Source organism: Roseomonas aeriglobus, assembly GCA_016937575.1.
Lineage (GTDB): Bacteria > Pseudomonadota > Alphaproteobacteria > Sphingomonadales > Sphingomonadaceae > Sphingomonas > Sphingomonas aerigloba.
Map to the genome: position 1 here is coordinate 3,260,914 of JAFHKN010000002.1, position 18,671 is coordinate 3,279,584.

Sequence of the window (18,671 nt, forward strand, 5' to 3'; positions counted from 1 at the left end):
CGCTGCCGCCGGCTGCGAGCGTGCGAGGCGCACAGGGAAATTTCACCTTACGGTACAGCCGCAGGCTCCTTTACGATCCTCCCCACGCCACCGATTGATCGATGGCGCCTTACCTTTGTGAGTGCCCGCGGCCCTGGTCGATTGATGCTGGCGTGGCGGCAGCCACGCCTGTCTGATCGATCACCGCCCACGCCTTCCCGGTCTGCGGTTCGGCCGGCATGGATTTCGCAGCATTGACCAGAAGCCAGTAACCGCAATCGGACACCGCCAAGACGCGAAGCCGATCGATAATCTCGTCATGCCGGCCTGCCGCCAGCAGCTTGCCGTTCTCGATCCTGAGCGAACTATGCCCGTCCACCAGATCGGTCATTGGGCCGACGAGCGCGGCTTCGAAGACTTCGCGCTCTGCCTTCGGAAGGCGCTGATAGAGTGTATGCTCTCTGAAGTCGCGGACAACTTGTCGGGCAAGCTCTAGCCGTTCGGCCTTGTGATCTGGAACGGACGGCGACGTGGTGGTCGGTGACGAAATCGTGGCGGCAGAGGACATCGGCGCACGCTGTCTTGCAAGACGGCGGGCTTGCTCCATCAGCGTCGGTCGAGAAGAAACTTCGTCGCTTTCTGGCGATAATTGCGGACGACTTCTCGGCGACGTCGTTGCCGTCGTACGCTTGGGAGCGATTTCAGCGGCGGCAGGAGCGCCGAGAGCTCTTCGCTCGGTAGCAACAGGGTTGTCCAGCGTTGCTGCCGCTGCGACAGGTTTGTGTTCCTTGTCCGCGGCGTCGGAAGGCGAGGAGAGCGGCGTCGGCACGGCTTCGCTCGTTAACGATGCCATCTGTGCTTGACGCTCACCGGGCATCTTCAGTGACGGCCGAGCAATCGTTTCAGCCCCGTCGCTTTGGGCTGTCTGCGGGCCAGCTGGCGATTGAGAACTGGCCTTGGTCGGCAATGACGAGGCATCTTCACGGCTCGGTTCAGCTTCGTCATCGCTCGCTTCCGGCAGCAGCGCATCCCGACCGGCCGGAAGGGGCATCGAGCCCCCTCCTCGATCCGGCTTGTCACCGCTTATGTCAGCATCGGCGGGTATCTGCGGTGGGATGTGCGCCGCCGACTGAATGGTAGTATTCATCGCGGCCTGCGATGCCGACGCGACGCAGCCATCCCGGGCATTTGCCTCGCTGAGATTTCGGGACGTCTTCGTCGAAACAACGGCCTTGATCACCACCGTGGTCACGGTAGCGGACAACTCAATCGGCCTCTCTTCCAAGACCGAGTCCGCAACAGCGGCAGGTTCAGCGGACAGCACGGCGGCGGGCTGCCCCGCCGCGGGTGGCGCATTTACCAAGGACCGCTGCGAAGCATCGAATCTGGCCTGTGCGCCAGGCAGCAGATCGCCGAACCTTGGGTGATGTCGGTATAGCCTATAGTGCCGGCGAACGGTCCGATGTGGCGCGCCGGAGTCCGAGCCGAGCAGCGACGCCTCACCGTGCGCCGCGATGTAGTCGATGACGCGCCCGATCTCCTTGTCCTGCAGCTTGCCGGCCTCTTGCAGCACGGCATCGAACCGCCGCTTGTAGGGCTGTTGCGCAACCAGCGTACGGTCAGCCGGACGTAGTCCAATAGCGGCATATTGTTTGCTGTCGCTATCCGATCGAACGATGAACACGAAGCGGTTTGCCGGGGTCGACCACTCGGCCGACCGCTGCCGCGTCAGATGCTCTAAAAGCGCATCGAAATGCGCTTCGCCATCAAGCGGCATTGGATAACGATCCGGCATCAGCACGGTGTCATCGGCCCACCGCCGAGTGGTCCGATCACGACTCTCGCAAACGCTCTGCCGCTCGATTGCCGCATCGATCTTCCGATCGAGCTGGGCGAGGTTTTGGCGGAGGTTCGCGACCTCGCGTCGCGCCGCGCGCACCGTATCGCCATGCGGCTCAATTGCTTCGTTCACGGCGTCTAGATGTGCACACGCGATATCGCTGCGGGCACGATAGGTCGCGACCGCCCGCGCCTCCGCTGCACTGGCCGAACCGTCCGCAATCGCAGCCAGGACGTCGGAGGTTTTCGCCGCTAAGCGTTCGGCTGCGGACCGGGCCATCTCGGTCGAAAGATCCCAATCTGCTACGGCGCGTAGGGTCTTGGCCAGACGGTCGCGAGCGTCCTCATAGGCCAGGCGCAGTCTGGCCAGTTCGTCCTCGTCGCCGGCCGGTGCGGCAGCATCAAGCTTGTGCAGAACGACGTCGTGCTGATCGAGCTCGGCGGCGATCTCCCGCTCTGCCTGCCGCTGTCGTGCAGACCAGGCTTTGACCGCATTCCGACGGTCGATCTCGACCGCAAAGCCGGCGTCGACCAACGCCGCTGCGGCGCTGCCCAGGTGCTCTCCGGGCGCCTGATCAATCCCCATTTCTACATAGGTCCGCGGATCGTAGCGACGACGGACACCGCAGGCGATCAGCCGGTCATTGACGATCTTTGCAAAGGCATGTCGAAGCGCCGCGACGTCGGCAGCGGATCGCTGCTTGAAACTCAAACGGAGGAGCTCTTCCCGGGTCGCCTCGCCCAATCGGGCGGCGAGATCGCCAGGCTGCAATTTGCCGCCGCGAAACTCCCACTGACCATCATACCCCTGTCGGCATGCGCCGGGATAGATCAGGATGTGCGGATGACGATTTCGTGGGTCGTTGCGGTGCGTCGACTCATGTGCAGCTATCGTGTACTTCAGTCCCAACTTATCGAGTAACGATCCGAAGGCATCGGCGATGGCACGATTGTCGTGGTCGCCGAGTTCATCCGGGAACTCGGCCTCGATTTGCCATTGCAGGACCCCGCCGCGCGGATGGACGAAGTGGATCAACCGCTCATCGCGCCGCGATCCATACCGGCTGATGTCCAGCGCCTCTGCCCAAGGAAGAGCGTGGTTGTCGAGTTCGATACGATGGACACGACGACACGTCGTTTTGTTCCCAGCGTTCGACGCATCGACGACTTCCCGTAGCGCTTCTCTAACAGACCGTGGCGTGGCCGCGTCTTCGGTCAGGCGGATCAGCTCCGACAGGTCGCCGCATGCCGGTCGGATCTTCAAGACTGGCGGCGATGGTGTCGAGGCGGCGGCACTCACCGCCGTCCAGAACCGCTCGCGCTCCGCCGCACCGCGCGAGATGTTGCTGACCACGAAGGCTGTTCGCGACTTACCTTCTACACCCTCGTCTCTATCGACGACGTAACGTTCGTTGACCGTCGCCCGGTCCTGTTCCGCTGTGATGTAACGCTCGAACGCCAGGGCACCATTCGGTGCCTTCCTGCCCGCCGGCCTGACGTTGCTCACGGAAGATAGCGAGAAGTGAAAGCTCGTCGCACCGGCCGTTGTCATCGGTCGCCAGCGTGGCGGCGCCGGAAAACTCAGGTCGATATTCCGGCGTGACAATCCCCCGCCCTGGCGATGCCGTTCCAGTCCCTTCTCAGCCTTGACCCGCCGCCCGGGCTTCGCTCCGCCGAGCTCCTCCAGCGCCTGCCGCGAGATCATCGCGCGGACGGCGGCACTGGCACGGAACAGGCGATCGGACAGGTTCACGGTGGCTCTCGAAGCTCAGGTCATGGCAATAGGATGACTCCGACACGCCGCGGCGGCCAGCCCACCTCAGAAATAAACCTTCTCGCCTTCCGGAGCGACAGCGGCGGACCCACGCGATGCCTGCCGGACCGCGGCCTCAACGACCGGCCGTTTTTCGGGGGATCGTTCGCCCACTGGGCCTGAGCAACATCCTGCTCCCCCCATCCATCGGTAGTCGTCGACGACTACCTTATTGCGCAAATACCTACCCCTTTCCTCCCTCACTCGCATGCGGGCGGCGCATGCGCGCGTACGTGGCACGCACGTGTGTATGCGCCACGCGCGCTTCCCGCGCGCATCGCGCGCGTTCCATATTCTGCAGGTCGGGTTACCCGGAAGCCCTTGCAAATCACAGGCAAAGCGGTCGGGCTTGGCACTCCGCCAAGTGAAGTTCGGAGGTTGGAGATGGACGGACTGAACACCAGCAAAGTGTCCGCCGAGGTAGCAAATGCCCTCAGCAGGTTGATGGCGGAACTCATCCTGACCGCGAAGGAAAATCCGCTCGCGATCGAGCGTATCGCCAAACTTGCGGATGCTCCCGCGCGCGACACTCGGTTGCTGTGCGGGATGCTTGAAATCCTGCCTGACGAGATCGACGCAGGGCAGTGGTTGGACTGGATTGAAGGTGGCGCGGCACCCGTCGCCGGTAAGCCCATGGTTGACCCGTCGCGCGGTCAGAAGAAGTCGGCCCGGGGGGCATGGCAGTCCGCCGTTCGACTGCGTGCCACCGCGGCACAGGACGTCGCGACCGCGCGCGAAAACCTCGCTATCGCCGAGGCGAGGCACGCGCTTTGCGAGCAGGCCGTGAAGGAAGCCGACGCTCATTTGCGAGCGGCGGTCTGTTACCGGCTTCTGATTGATGAGAGCAGGATCATGGCCGGCATGTTTGCCATGGGGCCGGCGTTCACGCTGCTGCGCGCGATCAGTGCGTATCAGCGGCGTGATCCGGTGTTCGAGGCGACGCTCGACGAGCACGGTCGCGCGTGGATCGAGGAGCAAATTGCCAAGCGCGAGGACACCGCGCGGACGATCATGGAACAGCTCGATTTCTTCGCCGGCGACGTGAAGGTTGAGATGAAGCTGCACCGGGCGATCCAGAAGGTCCTGGCGGAGGCGTATGCCGACGTCGAGGCCGAACGGGCCGAGGCGAGGGCGGTAGGCAAGCCGCTGAGCCCGCTTGGAAAGCGAACGTTCCGTAATCACGAACAGCGTCGCACCAGCGTACGCCGCACAGGTTTGCGAAACGACTATTCAGCCGTGCTCGGTGGCTTCCGAACCGGAGCGTCGAGTGAATCAAACGATGAGCCGTCCGACACTGACGAATGATCAAAATGAGCGGCTCAATGAAATAAGCCCGAGCATCCTGGAAGGGCGCTCGGGCTCCACGTGTTAAGATGTGACGCGTCCGTCAGGCAGCCTGCAATTCTGCCTCTCGTACGAAGCGTCGGGATACCTTCAATTTGAAGTCGGTATAGCCTTCACGCCGCGACCTTCCTGACGTGATCGCTGCACCGCCAACGACTGTGTCATCGCCCAGAAGCTGATGCGCCGGGTTGCCGACGACGCGCGCCAGAGCTTCGGCATTCAACGCTCTGTCGATACGCAGTTCGGAGCCGTGAATCAGTCCTGTCGGCGCGGTCTTACCAAGCCGAGCCGACAGAAAAATCCGCCCCTCCCACAGCACAACCGATACGGTGTTGCGGTCTCCCGGCAGGTCCTCGCTGATCAGATCGAGTTGCCGCCAACCGGTTCGCAATTGCGCGATGACTTGGCTGCAATCTCGGCCATGCGCGGCAATCGCCGCATCGGCAAGCGCATCGATCTCGAGCACGGCATGGTTGGCGTCGAGGCGCGCCTTCATACGGCGGCGGCGCCGCTGCGACCGAGCCATCATGGCAATGTCTCCGGCGAACGCACGCGGAGTCGTGCCGCCGATGACCATCGTCTCGTTTTGGAGCATCGGATTCAGCGTCTCGATCGCGGCATCGAATTGTACGCGACGCCAATTGAACGCCGCCCAGAACGGTAGCGGCTCCATCGCGAAGCTGATCAGTCGCATGCCCGCCTTGGCACGTTCGATCGAGCTTTCGACGCGGTTGCGAATGCGCGAAAGATGGTCGGCAAAGCGATCTCGCTGCGTCCTCATTTCAGCGATGCGGCTGCGCAGCGCGTCGACAATAAATGCGTCGTTTTGGCCTCTGCTGGATCCTTCATCGACCAGCAGGATCAAATCGACGCCATCAATCGCGAAGCTGACACGCACGCCGTCGTTGTCAACGCCGAGAATGTCTGCCGAAGCCGGCGTCACGGTAGCGACAGCGTCAGTCTCGGTGGCAATACGTGATGCAATTTCTCGCACCCGGCTCGTCAGACCCGTAGGCTCTTGGACATCATGTTCTGAGGTGTCGATGGTCACTATATCGATCCTTAAATTTCGTTCGAACGACATCGTTCGCTCACATAATCCTGATCAAACCTTGCCTAAATCTTAGGCCCGGACAGGACCGGGCTAAGCTGCCACAATGGGATCAAATACATCGGGCCGCATTGCGCTTCCGTCAGCGGAGTCGTTAGTCGGTTGACGACCCAGCTTTACCCGCGCCAGCGAAGTTCTAGACGGCAAGAGACAGCAAGAGTTTTGGTCGTTTTGGCAACGACGCCGATGCAGCTGTCTTTATGGTCACGATCGCGTCAAAATCGGTGACGAGAAGTATCAGTTCAACTCGACTACGGCCGCTTCGCAACTGAGCGTCACGCGATCAGTCTCGACCATCGGATCAGACAGCCGTGCGCTGGCCCATGCCCGCAATACGCTTCGCGCTCTCGCAGTAGTTGCCCGCGTCACGAACACGAAAGCGCTGGGCCGCTCGTCGCACGGCGGCACGCCAGCGCCGCGGTTGCGGCAGCGGAAGCCGATCATACCAGCACCGACGATGCGCCCATCGCGTGTCTGGACCACAGCAGCCTTGTCCTCGCAGTTATGCGGGCGACAGGTCGCGACGAAGTGGTCGCCACCGGGCAATCTCCGCTTATCCTCAATACCCCCGCTGATGCCCAGCGCGAACTGCCTCGCCAGCGTGTCGTCGAAGTAGATCGGCTGGCGGCGCTCGCCGAAGAAAGCCCGGATGGACTGTTTGGACGGCGGACGAGTCGACATAATTGTAGTACGGGCCATCGGCGGCGTGGTTGCCAACATGCCGCCTGCACAGCACGCGAACAAAACCTTGCGCCCGACCTTCATCATGAAGCCTCCATCGCGGCGTTTCGGGCGTCCCGCTCAATCCACCACCCCAGCGCGAAGCTGGTCGCCATCGCAGCGATGAGCAACGCCAACATTCGTTCATCCTGCGCCAGCGGCGACAGCGCGAACCCCGCCTCGAACAGCTTGAAGACCAGTCGCCCGGCGCACACGATCGCAACGATCCGGCTCCAGGCGAAGATGCCATCGAGCAGGGTCAATTTTATCCGGGACGCGGTCGGGCGGACGAGCGCCCAGACGAGCACGACGACCGGGACTGCAACCGTGGCAATTGTCCCCGCCGACTGGGATATGTTCGCGTCCGCCAGACGGCCGGCGATCAGTGGGATGGCGATCCAGATGGCCATGACAATCACCAATCGGGAAAGCATCACCCTGCCCGCAGCGTTGCCGATGAAATAGCCCGTCAACAGCGACATCGTGCCGGTCTCCGCCGATCAGAAAGCCGAGCGTCGGGCGGGTGGCATCTTCGCATCGACAGCCACCTTGACCGCCTGTCGCCGCTGTCGATCGGTGCCTTCACCGTATCGCAACCAGAGCGACTGCGTCGGAAAGGACACGGACAGGTTCGGCAACGATGGGGACGACATTATCGAGCAGTCGGCATCGCCGGCGGTACACCATCTCGGCTCATAGCCGCCCGGCTGAAGCGTGGCCTTGCCGTATCGCGCGGCGACCTGGGCGCGAAACGCTTCGCTCGGCTGACGATCCTGCGGCACACTAAGATAGACGACCGCTGCCAGCGAACCCGCCGGCCATTGCGCGAAGTCTATCGTCAGATACTCGCGGCCGGGGCCATGAGCCACAATCTTCGACACACCCCGGGACTTGCCTCGCAGGAGCCCGACGCCCTTCAGGCGGACGTTGACCTCTGATGCCACCTCCTGCTCGAAATCCTGTGTCTCGTCGGCGCGTTCGACCACATACCCAGCACGAGCCAATGCCGACCGCGCCTCTGCAGCGGACATACCCAACTTCACCCCGGCGACGTCCATCGTCGCTGGGCCCGTCCGTGGCAGATCTGGTCGCTCCATCGCGGCCGACGCCTGCACCGGACTTGTCGCCGCCGCGGTCAGCGCCATCAAAACGTGCATCACCATCGGATCCTGCCCCCTCTCGCGGGCGCCGCACCGGCGGCGTCGCCATCGTGATCGAGGCGACGCCGGCCCTGGTGGAACCGGGTGTTCGAAACCCGCAGCGCAGGCGCGGACGCCTTTGGGCCGGGTGGCCTTGGACATACGCGTCCGCCACCCGGTCGCCAGAGAGCAACCGGCCGGTCTTTCGACCGGGAATTCGCTGCGAGGTTTCGACGCCTCGGCCCGCCTGAATGGCGGGCGGCTGCACGGTAGAACTCGTGCCGAAAGATGCCAAGAAGTATTCCAGCGACACCTGCGGCCGGGGGGAAGCCAAAGTTTTAACCTCCGGCGGATAGGGTCAGCGGCGCACATCTGCCGATGGGCCGGGGCGTCGAAACCCTGCAGTCGAAGCGAAGCGCGGCTCAGTCGCGTGTCGTAATGCGTGCGGAGCGTCGCGCTCCACGCACGCGCTCGTCTGCGGTCCGTCGACAAGGGTTCGACCCACCCCGAAACGGGAAGGGGCACGAGCATGACGAAGACTATCATCACGCTGAGGACGACCACCGCTTTCCTTGGGGCCACCATGCTTGCCGCGTGCGGTGGCGGTGGCGGCGTCGCGTCGAACGGTTCGACGGCTCCCCCGGTTGCAGCGCCCGCCCCCACTCCGAGTCCCTCTCCCGCACCGGCCCCGGTACCATCGACCGGCTACACGCCGACCGCCGAGTACCTGTCGTCGAAGCCGCTCGTCGGTATGAAGGCGCAAACGGCCTACGGTAAAGGGCTGACCGGCAAGGGCGTAACCATCGCCGTGATCGACAGCGGCATCGATCTGCCCAACCCCGAATTCGCGGGCCGCATCTCTGCCGACAGCAAGTCGTTCGACGCTACCTATGCCCGCTGTGGCACGTGTGCGCCCGAGACGATCTCCTTCGGGCTGCAGGACGTCCAGGGCCATGGCACGGGAACGGCATCGGTGGCCGCGGCCGCCGCAAACAGCTCCGGTATTCAGGGCGTCGCGCCAGGCGCGACCATCCTCGCGCTCAAGGTCGCGGCTCCGAACCTCGACGCGGTCACAGCGACATCGACACTCACCGAGGGCGGTTTGAACGGGAGCGCCATCCCAGCCGCCCTGAACCATGCGGTCGACAAGGGGGCGTTCGTCATCACCATGTCGATCAACGGCAGCTTCGCCCCCGGAGCGGCAACTGAAGCTCGCGCCGCGATGGATCGCGTACGCTCCAGCAACATGCTGGTCATCGAGTCCGTCCGCAACTTCGCGGGCGACAGCCATAGAAGCCAGATCAGCGAGAGCCTCGTCGGCACGGACCTCGCCAACAAGGACTGGTTTCTCTTCGGCATCCGCGTCAATTCAAGCTTTCAGGCGCATCCCGACAACGGCAGCCCCGGCGCTCTCGCAGACCGCACCCTCGCCGTCGTCGCGGACGGCATCGAGGTGACCAGGATTGGCGGCGGTACAGAATTAGTGACCGGCAACAGCCTCGCCGCGCCGGCCATCGCGGGCGCCGCCGCAATCCTGAAGGAATACTGGCCGCAGCTGGGCGGCAAGGAAATCAGCCGCATCCTGCTCGATACCGCCAAGGATCTGGGTGCCCCCGGCGTGGATCAGATATACGGCGTCGGCCTGCTCGATCTGGAAAACGCCCTGAAGCCGAAGACCGCCTTGGTCCCAGATGCCACGTATGCCGCCGCCTCGACCGCTGCCCGCTCCCTGGTGTTCTCCGGTGCTTTCGGGTCGAGCGATGGCGCGGCCCGCTGGGCCGGGTTCGCGGGGCAGACCGTGGCGATCGACCAGTACGGACGCGACTTTGCCGTCGATATCGGCGCCGCGGGCCATGCTACTCCGGCACAATCCTTCTCGCTCTACGGCACATTGGCCGCTCCAACACCGGCATGGACGCCCATCCCGCTCAATCAAGCGGGCGCAATGAACTGGACCAATCGCAACGTCGGTCCACACGCCGCGACCGTTACCGGGCCGCGAGCTTTCGGCTTCAGGGCATCGGAGCATGTGGTCGTCAGCGGTCAGGTCGGCGGCGCCATTGAGACGAGCGGATTGGTTTCGGGATCGCTGCTGCGACCGCTCGGCATCGCTACGTACGGATCGACCTTTACGGTCCAATCAAGTCGTTGGACGCTGGCTACCTCCCACGCAACACAACAACGCCGCGGTGCAAGTTCTCGTACACAACGCACGGTGCTCACGACTCCCATCGGCGTGGCGCTGGGCGTCACGACCACCCGCGAGATCGGGTCGGCGCTTGGGCTGACCGGACTAGGTGACTACGCTATCCGTGGAGCGGACAGCACTTTCGCGTCGGTGGGCTGGAACGGCAAGCTCGCCGGGTTCCGGCTAACTGCAGAAGCGATTGCCGGGCGCACGATCGTGGACGCCCGCATTGCTCGGCTCTCATTCGAGCCGATCATTTCCACCGGCTTCCGGTTTCAAGCCGATCACCGGCTGCTGGGTGGATTTACCTCGTTAGGCCTCACGGCGCCTTTGCGTGTCGATCGTGCTCCCGTGTCATTCGCCGCCCCAAGTGGCTTCGACCTGTCGGCACGCGCAATCACCGACGTCATTCGCCGGTTCGACCTCGCCCCGAACGCGCGCGAGCTCGACCTGGAGTTGGGCTGGACCAAGGTCATGCACCAAACACGGGTAGCGGTAGGCGCTGCCTACGGCGCGAACGCCGGCAACCAGCGTGGAGCTACAAACGCGGCGGCGTGGATGCGGCTATCCACCGCATTCTAATGCTTCTGCATATCAGCCGTGGCTTCAACGGCCTTCCGCCTTAGCATTGAGGAACGCATTTTCTTCTGCAACAAGGGTATCGATCACGTCAAAGCGACGAGCAACTATTCAGCCGTGCACATCGACCTTCGCTACGCGAAGGTCGACAGTATCTTTCGTCCTCGGCTTAGACGTTGAAGATGCGCCGGCGCTGGCGGAGCGTACCGACGTCTGAGCAGACTCAGTTTCGGACTCTCGCGTTCCCTTCCAGCGCCGCTAACTTCAGACGCTCGTTAATTCGAGATCTGATTGCCTGTTGTAATTGAGATCGCAGCCGCGCGCTTCTGCACGCACGCCAGCCAACGGCTCCAAAACGATAACTAAGTTTAGCTTATTATACGCGGAACAAAGGAGATCGGGATGTATGGCGAACCAGACTTCGCAACGCCGTTGCAGCAAATTGTCTTCTGGCGAGGCGCCTTTATCCACTACTATACAATTGTCGAACATGTGACCGATGATCTTCTGCTACGAGCCTTGGTAAGCGATCATTATGCTGGGTTTGCCAAGGTGCCCGGCGGCTGGCCGAATCGGCTGGCACTACTTGGAAAGCTATTCGATGCCCCCGGAGTGCTGCAGAGGTTCGCTCCGCCGTGGCGCAAGGCATTGGTGGCGCTGACAATCGAGCAAAAGACGAGACACCTATTGGCGCACGGGATGCTCGCCAGCGAATTGAGCGAAGATGAACAGCTGACCCTTACTTTTACCGCATACAACTTTTCGAAGCGTTGGCGGGAAGTATTCACCACGACCGTCGAGAAGTTGCGCCACCTCGTCACGACCTTCGGCGAAGCAGCGGAGGCATATAACGCCTTGATAGCCGGGATCGCGCAGTCCGCTGGACTGGAACCCTTCCCGGTCGGACCATCGCAACCGTATGAGGGCTCGCCCGAGCTTTTTGAACTTGTCGAGCGATGATGCGATCGTTTCCTTCAGAGGGCGCCGTTACGGTTGCGAAAGACCCACTTCCAGCCACTCAGCTTCAACGAGGGACCGCCCACGATCCGACGTTGGTTCATTAAATCCACGCGTTCCGACTGGCGCTTTCTGCCGAACGTAATGCGGGTACGCGATAACGGACCGCTAAGTATCAATGATTACTAACGGCGTCATGTTCGCTTCGTTGACATCCCGTGTGGCTGGCCTGGGCCTGACCGTCGTCCTCGCCGTAGCGGCCCTCGCGGGACTGCTTGTCGACGCTTCCCGGCAAACACGCGAGAGCTTCGCCTGGGTTGAGCATTCGGCTGCCGTGATCAGAACCACGGAGGAGGCGGTCGGAGACCTGCGCGACGCCGAGTCCGGGCAGCGTGGATTCGTGCTGACGCACAATCCAGCCTTCGCATCATCGTTCACGCAGGCCACCGGCAGCGCCGCTCAAAACATCCAGCGAGTTGTCCAGATGACGAGCGACAATCCCGTTCAGAACGCCCGCTCTCGTGAAATTGCAGGTCTGATGGCGCAGCGCACCGCCGTCCTACGCCAGCCGCTCGAGCTTGGTCGTCGCGGCGACTTCACCGGCGCGCTTGACGTCATCTCGAGCGGCCGGGGCCGAGAGTTGATGGATCAGATTGTGGTCCGCGCACGCGCTTTTTTGGATCAGGAGCGTGTCTTGCAGGCCGGCAGGCAAGATGCCGCGGAGCGCCGCTTGACGATCGGCAAATGGTCCGCCGTCATCGGAGCGTCTGTCGTCGCACTCATCGTGCTTGGCGGCTTTACCCTCATCATTCGCGCTATTCGCAAGCCGCTTGCTACCATGTTGAACGCTATGACGGAATTGGGCGACGGCGAGCACGTGCAGATCGACATCGCGATGGGGTCGAGCGAGTTCAGTCGTCTGGCGCGAGGCTATAACATAATGACGGGTCGGCTGGCGGCCGCTGTGGCCGACCAAGCGGGCAGCGAGCAACGGCTCACCGTAGCCAACAAGACGCTTGAGCAGACGGCAGAGACGCTGCGCCAGCGCGGTGATGTCATCGAAGTCCTGGGTGGAATGGCGCACCGTATGCAGGCGGCGCGTACCGATGAGGAATTGGCGCAGATCATTCGCGTCTTCGTTCCCCGCGTCCTCCCGGGTGTGGCCGGTGCGCTGTACGCACACAACAATTCGCGCAATCTCCTCATCCCGGTCGCAGATTGGGCAGGCTTCGTGGCCGAGCCGGACGGCTTTGCGCCGAACCAATGCTGGGCGTTGCGTCGCGGACAGGCGCACTGGGTCACCGCGCCGGGTGACGACATCGTGTGCGGACATGTCGGGCACGAGGAGGCGTATCACTGCGAACCGCTGCTCGCCGGCGGCGAAGTCATCGGCGTGCTCCACCTGTGCGGCCAGGTCGGCGCGGAGAGCCGCTTCCGGCTGACCGTGCTCGCCGAGAACATCGCATCGGCACTCGTCAATCACCGTCTGCAGCGCAGCCTGCGCGAGCAGACGATCCGCGACCCGCTTACCGGCCTCTTCAATCGCCGCTATATGGAAGAGACGATGACGTTGGAGATCGCGCGGGCGTCGCGGTCCGGAGCGCCGCTGAGCGTGGTGATGTGCGACGTCGACCACTTCAAGCGCTTCAACGACGATCACGGCCACGAGGCAGGTGATGTGGTGCTGCAGGCGGTGGCGGCCGAGATGAAGAACCGCTTCCGTGACGGCGATGTCGTATGCCGTTTCGGAGGCGAAGAGTTCACCGTCATCGCGCCCGGGACGTCGGCAGAGGCGCTGAAGGCTCGGGTAGAAGCCGTGCGCCACGCGATCACAGAGCTCAACATCCACCAGAACGGCCGTACCCTCGGCGCAACAAGCATGTCGTTCGGCATCGCGACGTGGAACGACACGATGGCAAAGGATGGCTCGTCACTTATCCAGGCGGCCGATGCCGCGCTTTATAAGTCCAAGCGCGAGGGTCGCAATCGAACGAACATCTTCTGGTTAGCCGCGTAAACGGCAGCATCGACCCGATTGCGGTCTTTCGGGGCGTCACTTCGGCTCACCAGCTTCGGCCGTTCATCCAGGTCGGAGAGACGGCCCGATCTTGGCGGATAGTGCGAAGGAGAACGGAAGCTGATGAAACCTCACCGTTGATCCATGTCCGAAAGTGCCTCGACCAATGCGATTTGCGTGAGCTCAGACTGATGGCCGATGATTTCGAAGCGAAGTATCTCGTATCGACGACACAATGCTAGCGCGCGAACCCTCCGTAGTCGGCCCAAACCCTACGCCAGGAGACGACGGCTAGTCGAATATCGCTGCCGTCACCACTCAGCATCTTCACCCTGATCTCCGCTGCGGACGCCCCGCGTCGATGATCTGCCCGACGGGCTTCTCAAGCCTTCTCGTCGAAGCTCTCGGCCATGCGCGCGACGTTCGCGGTACGACCGGTAATGATCTCGAACGCCGCAGCGGCTTGGCGCACGACCATCCCGCTGCCGTCGAGCGTCGCGCACCCCAGGCTGCGGGCGGTGCGGAGCAGCTCGGTTTCCTGTGGGAAGTAGACGATGTCGGCGACCCAGTGGCGCGGTTGCAGGTGCTGCGTGGAGATCGGCATGCCCGGCTTCGACATCATGCCGACCGGAGAGGCGTTTACGATCCCGTCGATCGCGACCGTATCATGGTCGCCGGGTGTACGCACGACGACATCCGCGGCGAAACGCTGCCGAAGCGTGGCGGCGAGCGCGCGCGCCCGTTCGGCATCCACGTCGCACAGCTCGAGCCGGCCGACACCCGCCGCCAGCAGCGCGGTCGCCACGGCCGCCCCTGCGCCGCCCGCGCCCAGTTGCAGCACCAGGTTCAGCGTCGCGTCCGGAAGGCCCGCGCGCAGGCTGTCTCCGAAACCGATCATGTCGGTGTTATGCCCGGTCAGGTGTCCGTCGTGGATCGCGATCGTATTGACCGCGCCGACCGCCTGCGCGCTGTCGGCCAGCGCATCCAGGTGCGGGATCACGGCCTGTTTGAAGGGGTAGGTTACGTTTGCGCCGGCGTAGCCTTCGTCGCGCAGCCGCGCGAGCAGGTCCGGCAGCACCGCGTCGTCCCAACCGCGGTCGTCGAAGTCGAAGAGCGTATAGCTGAGGTCGAACCCCTGAGCCCGCGCCTCCTGCTCGTGCAGCCAGGGCGACCGCGATGCCAGGATCGCGCGACCGATGAGACCGGATTTGGTCATCTTGTCCCCCGCCTGTTCGGCGCGGCGGCGGGAGATTGCCGCCGCGCCGATCTCGTCAGAAGCTGACACGCACGCCGGCGTAGAAGGAGCGTCCGATGGCGTCATACAGCGCGACGTCGGTGCCGTTCTGCGAGCTGGCGACATAGGGCAGCTGCTTGTCGAACAGGTTGTTCACGCCTAAGCGCAGTTCGAAGCCCTGCGCCGCCTTGACCGTCGTGAACATATCCCACAGCGCGTAGGCAGGTACGCCGACCTGTGCCGTCGCCGGCGTCAGCACCGCGCTCACGTCGCGCAGCGGTCCCTGATAGCGCCAGCGAAGGCCAAGGCTGCCGCCATCGCCGCGATAGCCGAACGAGGTCAGCGCCTTCCACTTCGGCGTCGCGCGCGGCGGAACGCTGGTCGGCAGGGCGCCACCGTTGCTCACGCCCGTATAGTCGAGGAACGGCGAGCCCGGCAGCAGCTGGACTTCGTACTTGCGTGTCCAATCGACGCCGGCGTTGACGAACACGCTGCTCGTCGCGCCCAGGAACGGGGTCGGGACGCTCCAATTCGCCTGGAATTCGACGCCCTCGGTGCGCAGGCCGCCGATGTTCAGATACGGGGTGTTGACGGTCGTGATCTGTCCGGTCGCATCGCGCTGGATCGCGGTGCAATAGGAATTGCTGGCGCTGTAGCTGGGGTTGGTCCCGTCCAGATTGAAGCATTTCGACAGCACGGTCAGGCCCGGCACGGTCGAGATGACGTTCTTCACCTTGATGTTATAGTAATCGACCGACAGCGTCAGATCGCTGAAGATGCCGCGCCCCGGCACGTCGAACACGAAGCCGACGTTGTAGGTGTCGGCCTTTTCCGGCGTCAGGCCGAGGTTGCCGGCGATCGTCTGACCGGTGGCGGTGGTCGGGAAGGTGTAGGAGCTGACCGCGGCGGCCGGCACGCCCTGCGCAACGCACAGCGCCGCGACCTGTGCACCATTGGCACCTGTACGGGCGCCCGAGCGGACGTCGCACGGATCGCCGAGCGACGCGGGCGGCGTACCGATGACCAGCTGGGTGCCGGAAGCAGGCGTGAAGAGCTCGCCGATATTGGGCGCGCGGACGGCGCGCTGATAGCTGCCGCGGATCAGCAGCGGCTTGAACGGCCGCCAGCGCGCATCCGCCTCGTAGCTGGTGACCGATCCCGTCACCGAGTAATCGGACACACGCACGGCGGCGCCGACGCCCAGTTCCTCAAAGAACGGACGGTTCGACAGCAGCGGCACGTCGACCTGTGCGGCGATTTCCTTCACGCTAATGGTGCCGGCCGCCGGGGCCGAGGCGATGATCGATTCCAGATTCTGCGCGCGCAGGTCGCTGTCGGGCACATAATCGTAGGTGTTGCGGCGATAGGTACCGACGACCGCGATCTGCGCGGGGCCGGCGCCCAGGTCGAACAGCCGCCCGTTGAGCTGCGCCTGGACCTGTGTCTGGGTCAGGTCTTCCTGCGAGAAGGCGGTCTTCGTGATATAGTCGCGGCAGGCGGCCGACAGCGACCGGGCGTTGGCGTCGCCGAAGATGTTGAACCCGCCGGCGCAGAGCGACGCACCGCCGTCGGCGGCGTTCAGCAGCGTCTGAACCCGGCTCTTCACCACCGCATTGCCGATCGCGAGCTGGTGCGCGGACTTGTCCCACGACGCGAACATGTCGAACGTCCAGCCCGGCGCGATGTCGCCGCGCAGGCCGGCCAGATACTGCTGGATCGTGTACTGTTCGCGGAAGCTCTTGTACGGCACGCCGACATACCGGCCGTTCCAGGTGAACGACGCATTGGGGTTGGGGCGCGACGCCAGGATGGTGCGCAACGCTGCCGGGATGAAGGGATTGGTCACCGGCACCGTCGTCAGCGCGCCGAACTGCGTCAGGCTGCCACCGCTTTCGGTGTTGACCGCCAGATCGACGTACATGAACTGGCCATAGGCGGTCAGGCCCGGCGTCAGCTGATAGTCGCCCTTCAGGAACGCGGTCTTGCGGTCGAGGGCATTGGCGAACTGGATCTGCTGACCGACCGGCATGCGGACGTTGTTCGCGACGATCAGATACCCCTGGCTGTCGCGTGCGCCCTTGTAGTTGATCGCCCCGGTCTGGGTGAACAGCGTGCCGTCGTTGTTGAAGCCGAGGTTGAGCAGCGGATTGATCGTCGTCGTGTTGCCATAGGTCGCAAACACGCCGTTCACCGCCGCGCTGGTCGGCGCGTTGGTGGCGCTGGGAACGAAGGTGCCCGACCCGATGAAGGACGACGGCGTCTTGTCGTTGAAGAAGGCGCGGGTCGATCCGTTGACCGGATCGGCCTTGGCATAGCTGAACGCCGCGACGACGTTGCCGCGGTCGTCGGCGAAGGAACTGCCGAAGGCGAGCGAGCCGTTGAAGCGGTAGGCGTCGCCGCGTTCCGAAATGCCGTTCTGCAGATCGACGCGGAAGCCGTCCAGCTTACGGACCGTCTTGAAGTTGACGACGCCCGAAATCGCGTCCGAACCATAGACCGCCGATGCGCCGCCGGTGATGACGTCGACCCCGCCGATGATCGCATCGGGAATGATGTTGATGTCGACGTTGCCGTTGATGTCCGACACCGGCAGGCGGCGGCCGTCGAGCAGCACGAGGTTGCGGTTCGAGCCCAGGCCATGAAGGTTGACGGTCGATCGGCCACCGGTGCCCTGCCCGCCGGTGTTGCCGTTGCCCGATGTGGTGAAGCTGGGGATCTGGTTCAGCGCATCGACCACGTTGACCGCACCGGTTTCGCGGATCGACGCGTCGCTGACCGACACGATCGGGCTGGCGGAGCTATCGTTCGCGCGACGGATCAGCGTGCCGGTGACGATGACCTCGGCAGCGGTGGCGTCCTCTTCCGCCGCGGCCGTGGTCGATGTCTGCGCGGCAGCGGATGCGGCGAAGGTCGCAGCCAAGGTCAGAACGGATGTGGTGAACGCAAAGCGGAACGACGCCTGTCGCATATGATCCTCCCCGTTGCCGTCGAGTATCCCGACGGTCAGTGCTGGATCATTAGTGTTACGAACTGGTTCCTGTCAACGGCATCGCCAATCGATACGGCGCTTCGCTACTTCCCCACCCAGGCCAGCAGGATGTCGCCCACCTGCGTCGCCCGTTTGCCGATCGCCGCGTCGCTGGTCATGTCGACCCCGAAATTATGCGCGAAGGTGAACTGGTTGGAGACGTTGTAGAAAGCGAGCGCCGTCATGTTCATGTGCAGGTCGATGGGATCGATGCCGGAGCGGAACGTGCCTTCCGCAACGCCGCGATCCAGGATGCGGCCCAGCAGATCGATGACCCGCCGGTTGTTGGTCGGCAGACCGTCGATCTGGCGGAGATGCTCGGCCCGGTAGATGTTCTCGTTCATCACGAGTCGCACCAGTTCGGGATGCTGCGAGTGATAGCGGACGTCGTGTTCGATCAGTCGGCGCAACGCGTCCACCGCGGTGCCGCTGTCGATGTCCACCTCCGCCTCGCTCGACCGCACGCGGCGATAGGCGCGTTCCAGCACGGCGCGGTACAATTCGTCCTTGCCGCCGAAGTAATAATAGATTTTCCGCTTGGTCGCCTTGCCGGCGATCTCGTCGATGCGGGCGCCGGCCAGCCCCTTCTCGACGAATTCCTCGGTCGCGACGTCGAGGATCGCATCGATCGCCGCCTCGCGGGCCTCCGCTCGCGTGCGGCGGGTCTTTGCGGGCGATGAGTCGGTGTCGGCAGGATTGGGATCGTCTGACATAGTCGCGGTC

The 18,671-nt window shown here is 63.7% G+C and carries 12 protein-coding genes; 4 read left to right on the plus strand and 8 right to left on the minus strand.

The window, feature by feature from the left end; translation table 11 throughout:
• Positions 1–109: 109 nt before the first annotated feature.
• Positions 110–3,571: a MobA/MobL family protein gene (locus JW805_15950; protein MBN2973499.1), complete on the minus strand. Its 3,462-nt coding sequence runs from the start codon at positions 3,569–3,571 to the stop codon at positions 110–112.
• Between the two features lie 444 nt (positions 3,572–4,015).
• Here JW805_15950 and JW805_15955 point away from each other — a divergent pair, with 444 nt between their 5' ends.
• Positions 4,016–4,936 carry a hypothetical protein gene (locus JW805_15955; GenBank protein MBN2973500.1) on the plus strand — a complete coding sequence of 307 codons (921 nt, stop codon included), beginning with the start codon at positions 4,016–4,018 and terminating at the stop codon, positions 4,934–4,936.
• Positions 4,937–5,018: 82 nt separating this feature from the next.
• Here the strand turns inward: JW805_15955 and JW805_15960 are convergent, their stop codons facing one another.
• The 4 genes from JW805_15960 to JW805_15975 all read right to left on the minus strand — a co-directional run bounded on the left by JW805_15960 (position 5,019) and on the right by JW805_15975 (position 7,969).
• Entirely contained in the window at positions 5,019–6,026 is a 1,008-nt protein-coding gene (locus tag JW805_15960) for a hypothetical protein (protein ID MBN2973501.1), read from the minus strand.
• 297 nt (positions 6,027–6,323) lie between these two features.
• Positions 6,324–6,854: a hypothetical protein gene (locus JW805_15965; protein ID MBN2973502.1), complete on the minus strand. Its 531-nt coding sequence runs from the start codon at positions 6,852–6,854 to the stop codon at positions 6,324–6,326.
• Complete coding sequence (locus tag JW805_15970) at positions 6,851–7,288, minus strand: hypothetical protein (GenBank protein ID MBN2973503.1); 438 nt, start codon at positions 7,286–7,288, stop codon at positions 6,851–6,853. The genes JW805_15965 and JW805_15970 overlap by 4 nt, the downstream gene beginning before the upstream one ends.
• Positions 7,289–7,306: 18 nt before the next feature.
• On the minus strand, positions 7,307–7,969 hold the full coding sequence (locus JW805_15975) for a hypothetical protein (protein ID MBN2973504.1): 663 nt from the start codon (positions 7,967–7,969) through the stop codon (positions 7,307–7,309).
• A gap of 727 nt (positions 7,970–8,696) precedes the next feature.
• Here JW805_15975 and JW805_15980 point away from each other — a divergent pair.
• The 3 genes from JW805_15980 (at position 8,697) to JW805_15990 (ending at position 13,686) form a co-directional block, all read left to right on the plus strand.
• Positions 8,697–10,715, plus strand: coding sequence for a S8 family serine peptidase (locus JW805_15980; GenBank protein ID MBN2973505.1), 2,019 nt, complete (start codon positions 8,697–8,699; stop codon positions 10,713–10,715).
• A 399-nt stretch (positions 10,716–11,114) separates the two neighbouring features.
• Positions 11,115–11,672: a hypothetical protein gene (locus JW805_15985; GenBank protein ID MBN2973506.1), complete on the plus strand. Its 558-nt coding sequence runs from the start codon at positions 11,115–11,117 to the stop codon at positions 11,670–11,672.
• Between the two features lie 193 nt (positions 11,673–11,865).
• Positions 11,866–13,686 (plus strand): diguanylate cyclase, encoded by a 1,821-nt coding sequence (locus JW805_15990; GenBank protein MBN2973507.1) that lies wholly within the window; start codon positions 11,866–11,868, stop codon positions 13,684–13,686.
• A gap of 382 nt (positions 13,687–14,068) precedes the next feature.
• On the opposite strand, the gene JW805_15995 is transcribed toward JW805_15990, so the two are convergent.
• From JW805_15995 to JW805_16005, 3 genes are all read right to left on the minus strand, one after another.
• Complete coding sequence (locus JW805_15995) at positions 14,069–14,971, minus strand: shikimate dehydrogenase (protein MBN2973508.1); 903 nt, start codon at positions 14,969–14,971, stop codon at positions 14,069–14,071.
• The gene (locus JW805_16000; GenBank protein MBN2973509.1) at positions 14,958–17,888 is read right to left on the minus strand and encodes a TonB-dependent receptor; all 2,931 of its coding nucleotides are present in this window, start codon (positions 17,886–17,888) and stop codon (positions 14,958–14,960) included. The genes JW805_15995 and JW805_16000 overlap by 14 nt, the downstream gene beginning before the upstream one ends.
• A 104-nt stretch (positions 17,889–17,992) precedes the next feature.
• Complete coding sequence (locus JW805_16005; GenBank protein MBN2973510.1) at positions 17,993–18,661, minus strand: TetR family transcriptional regulator; 669 nt, start codon at positions 18,659–18,661, stop codon at positions 17,993–17,995.
• Positions 18,662–18,671: the final 10 nt, after the last annotated feature.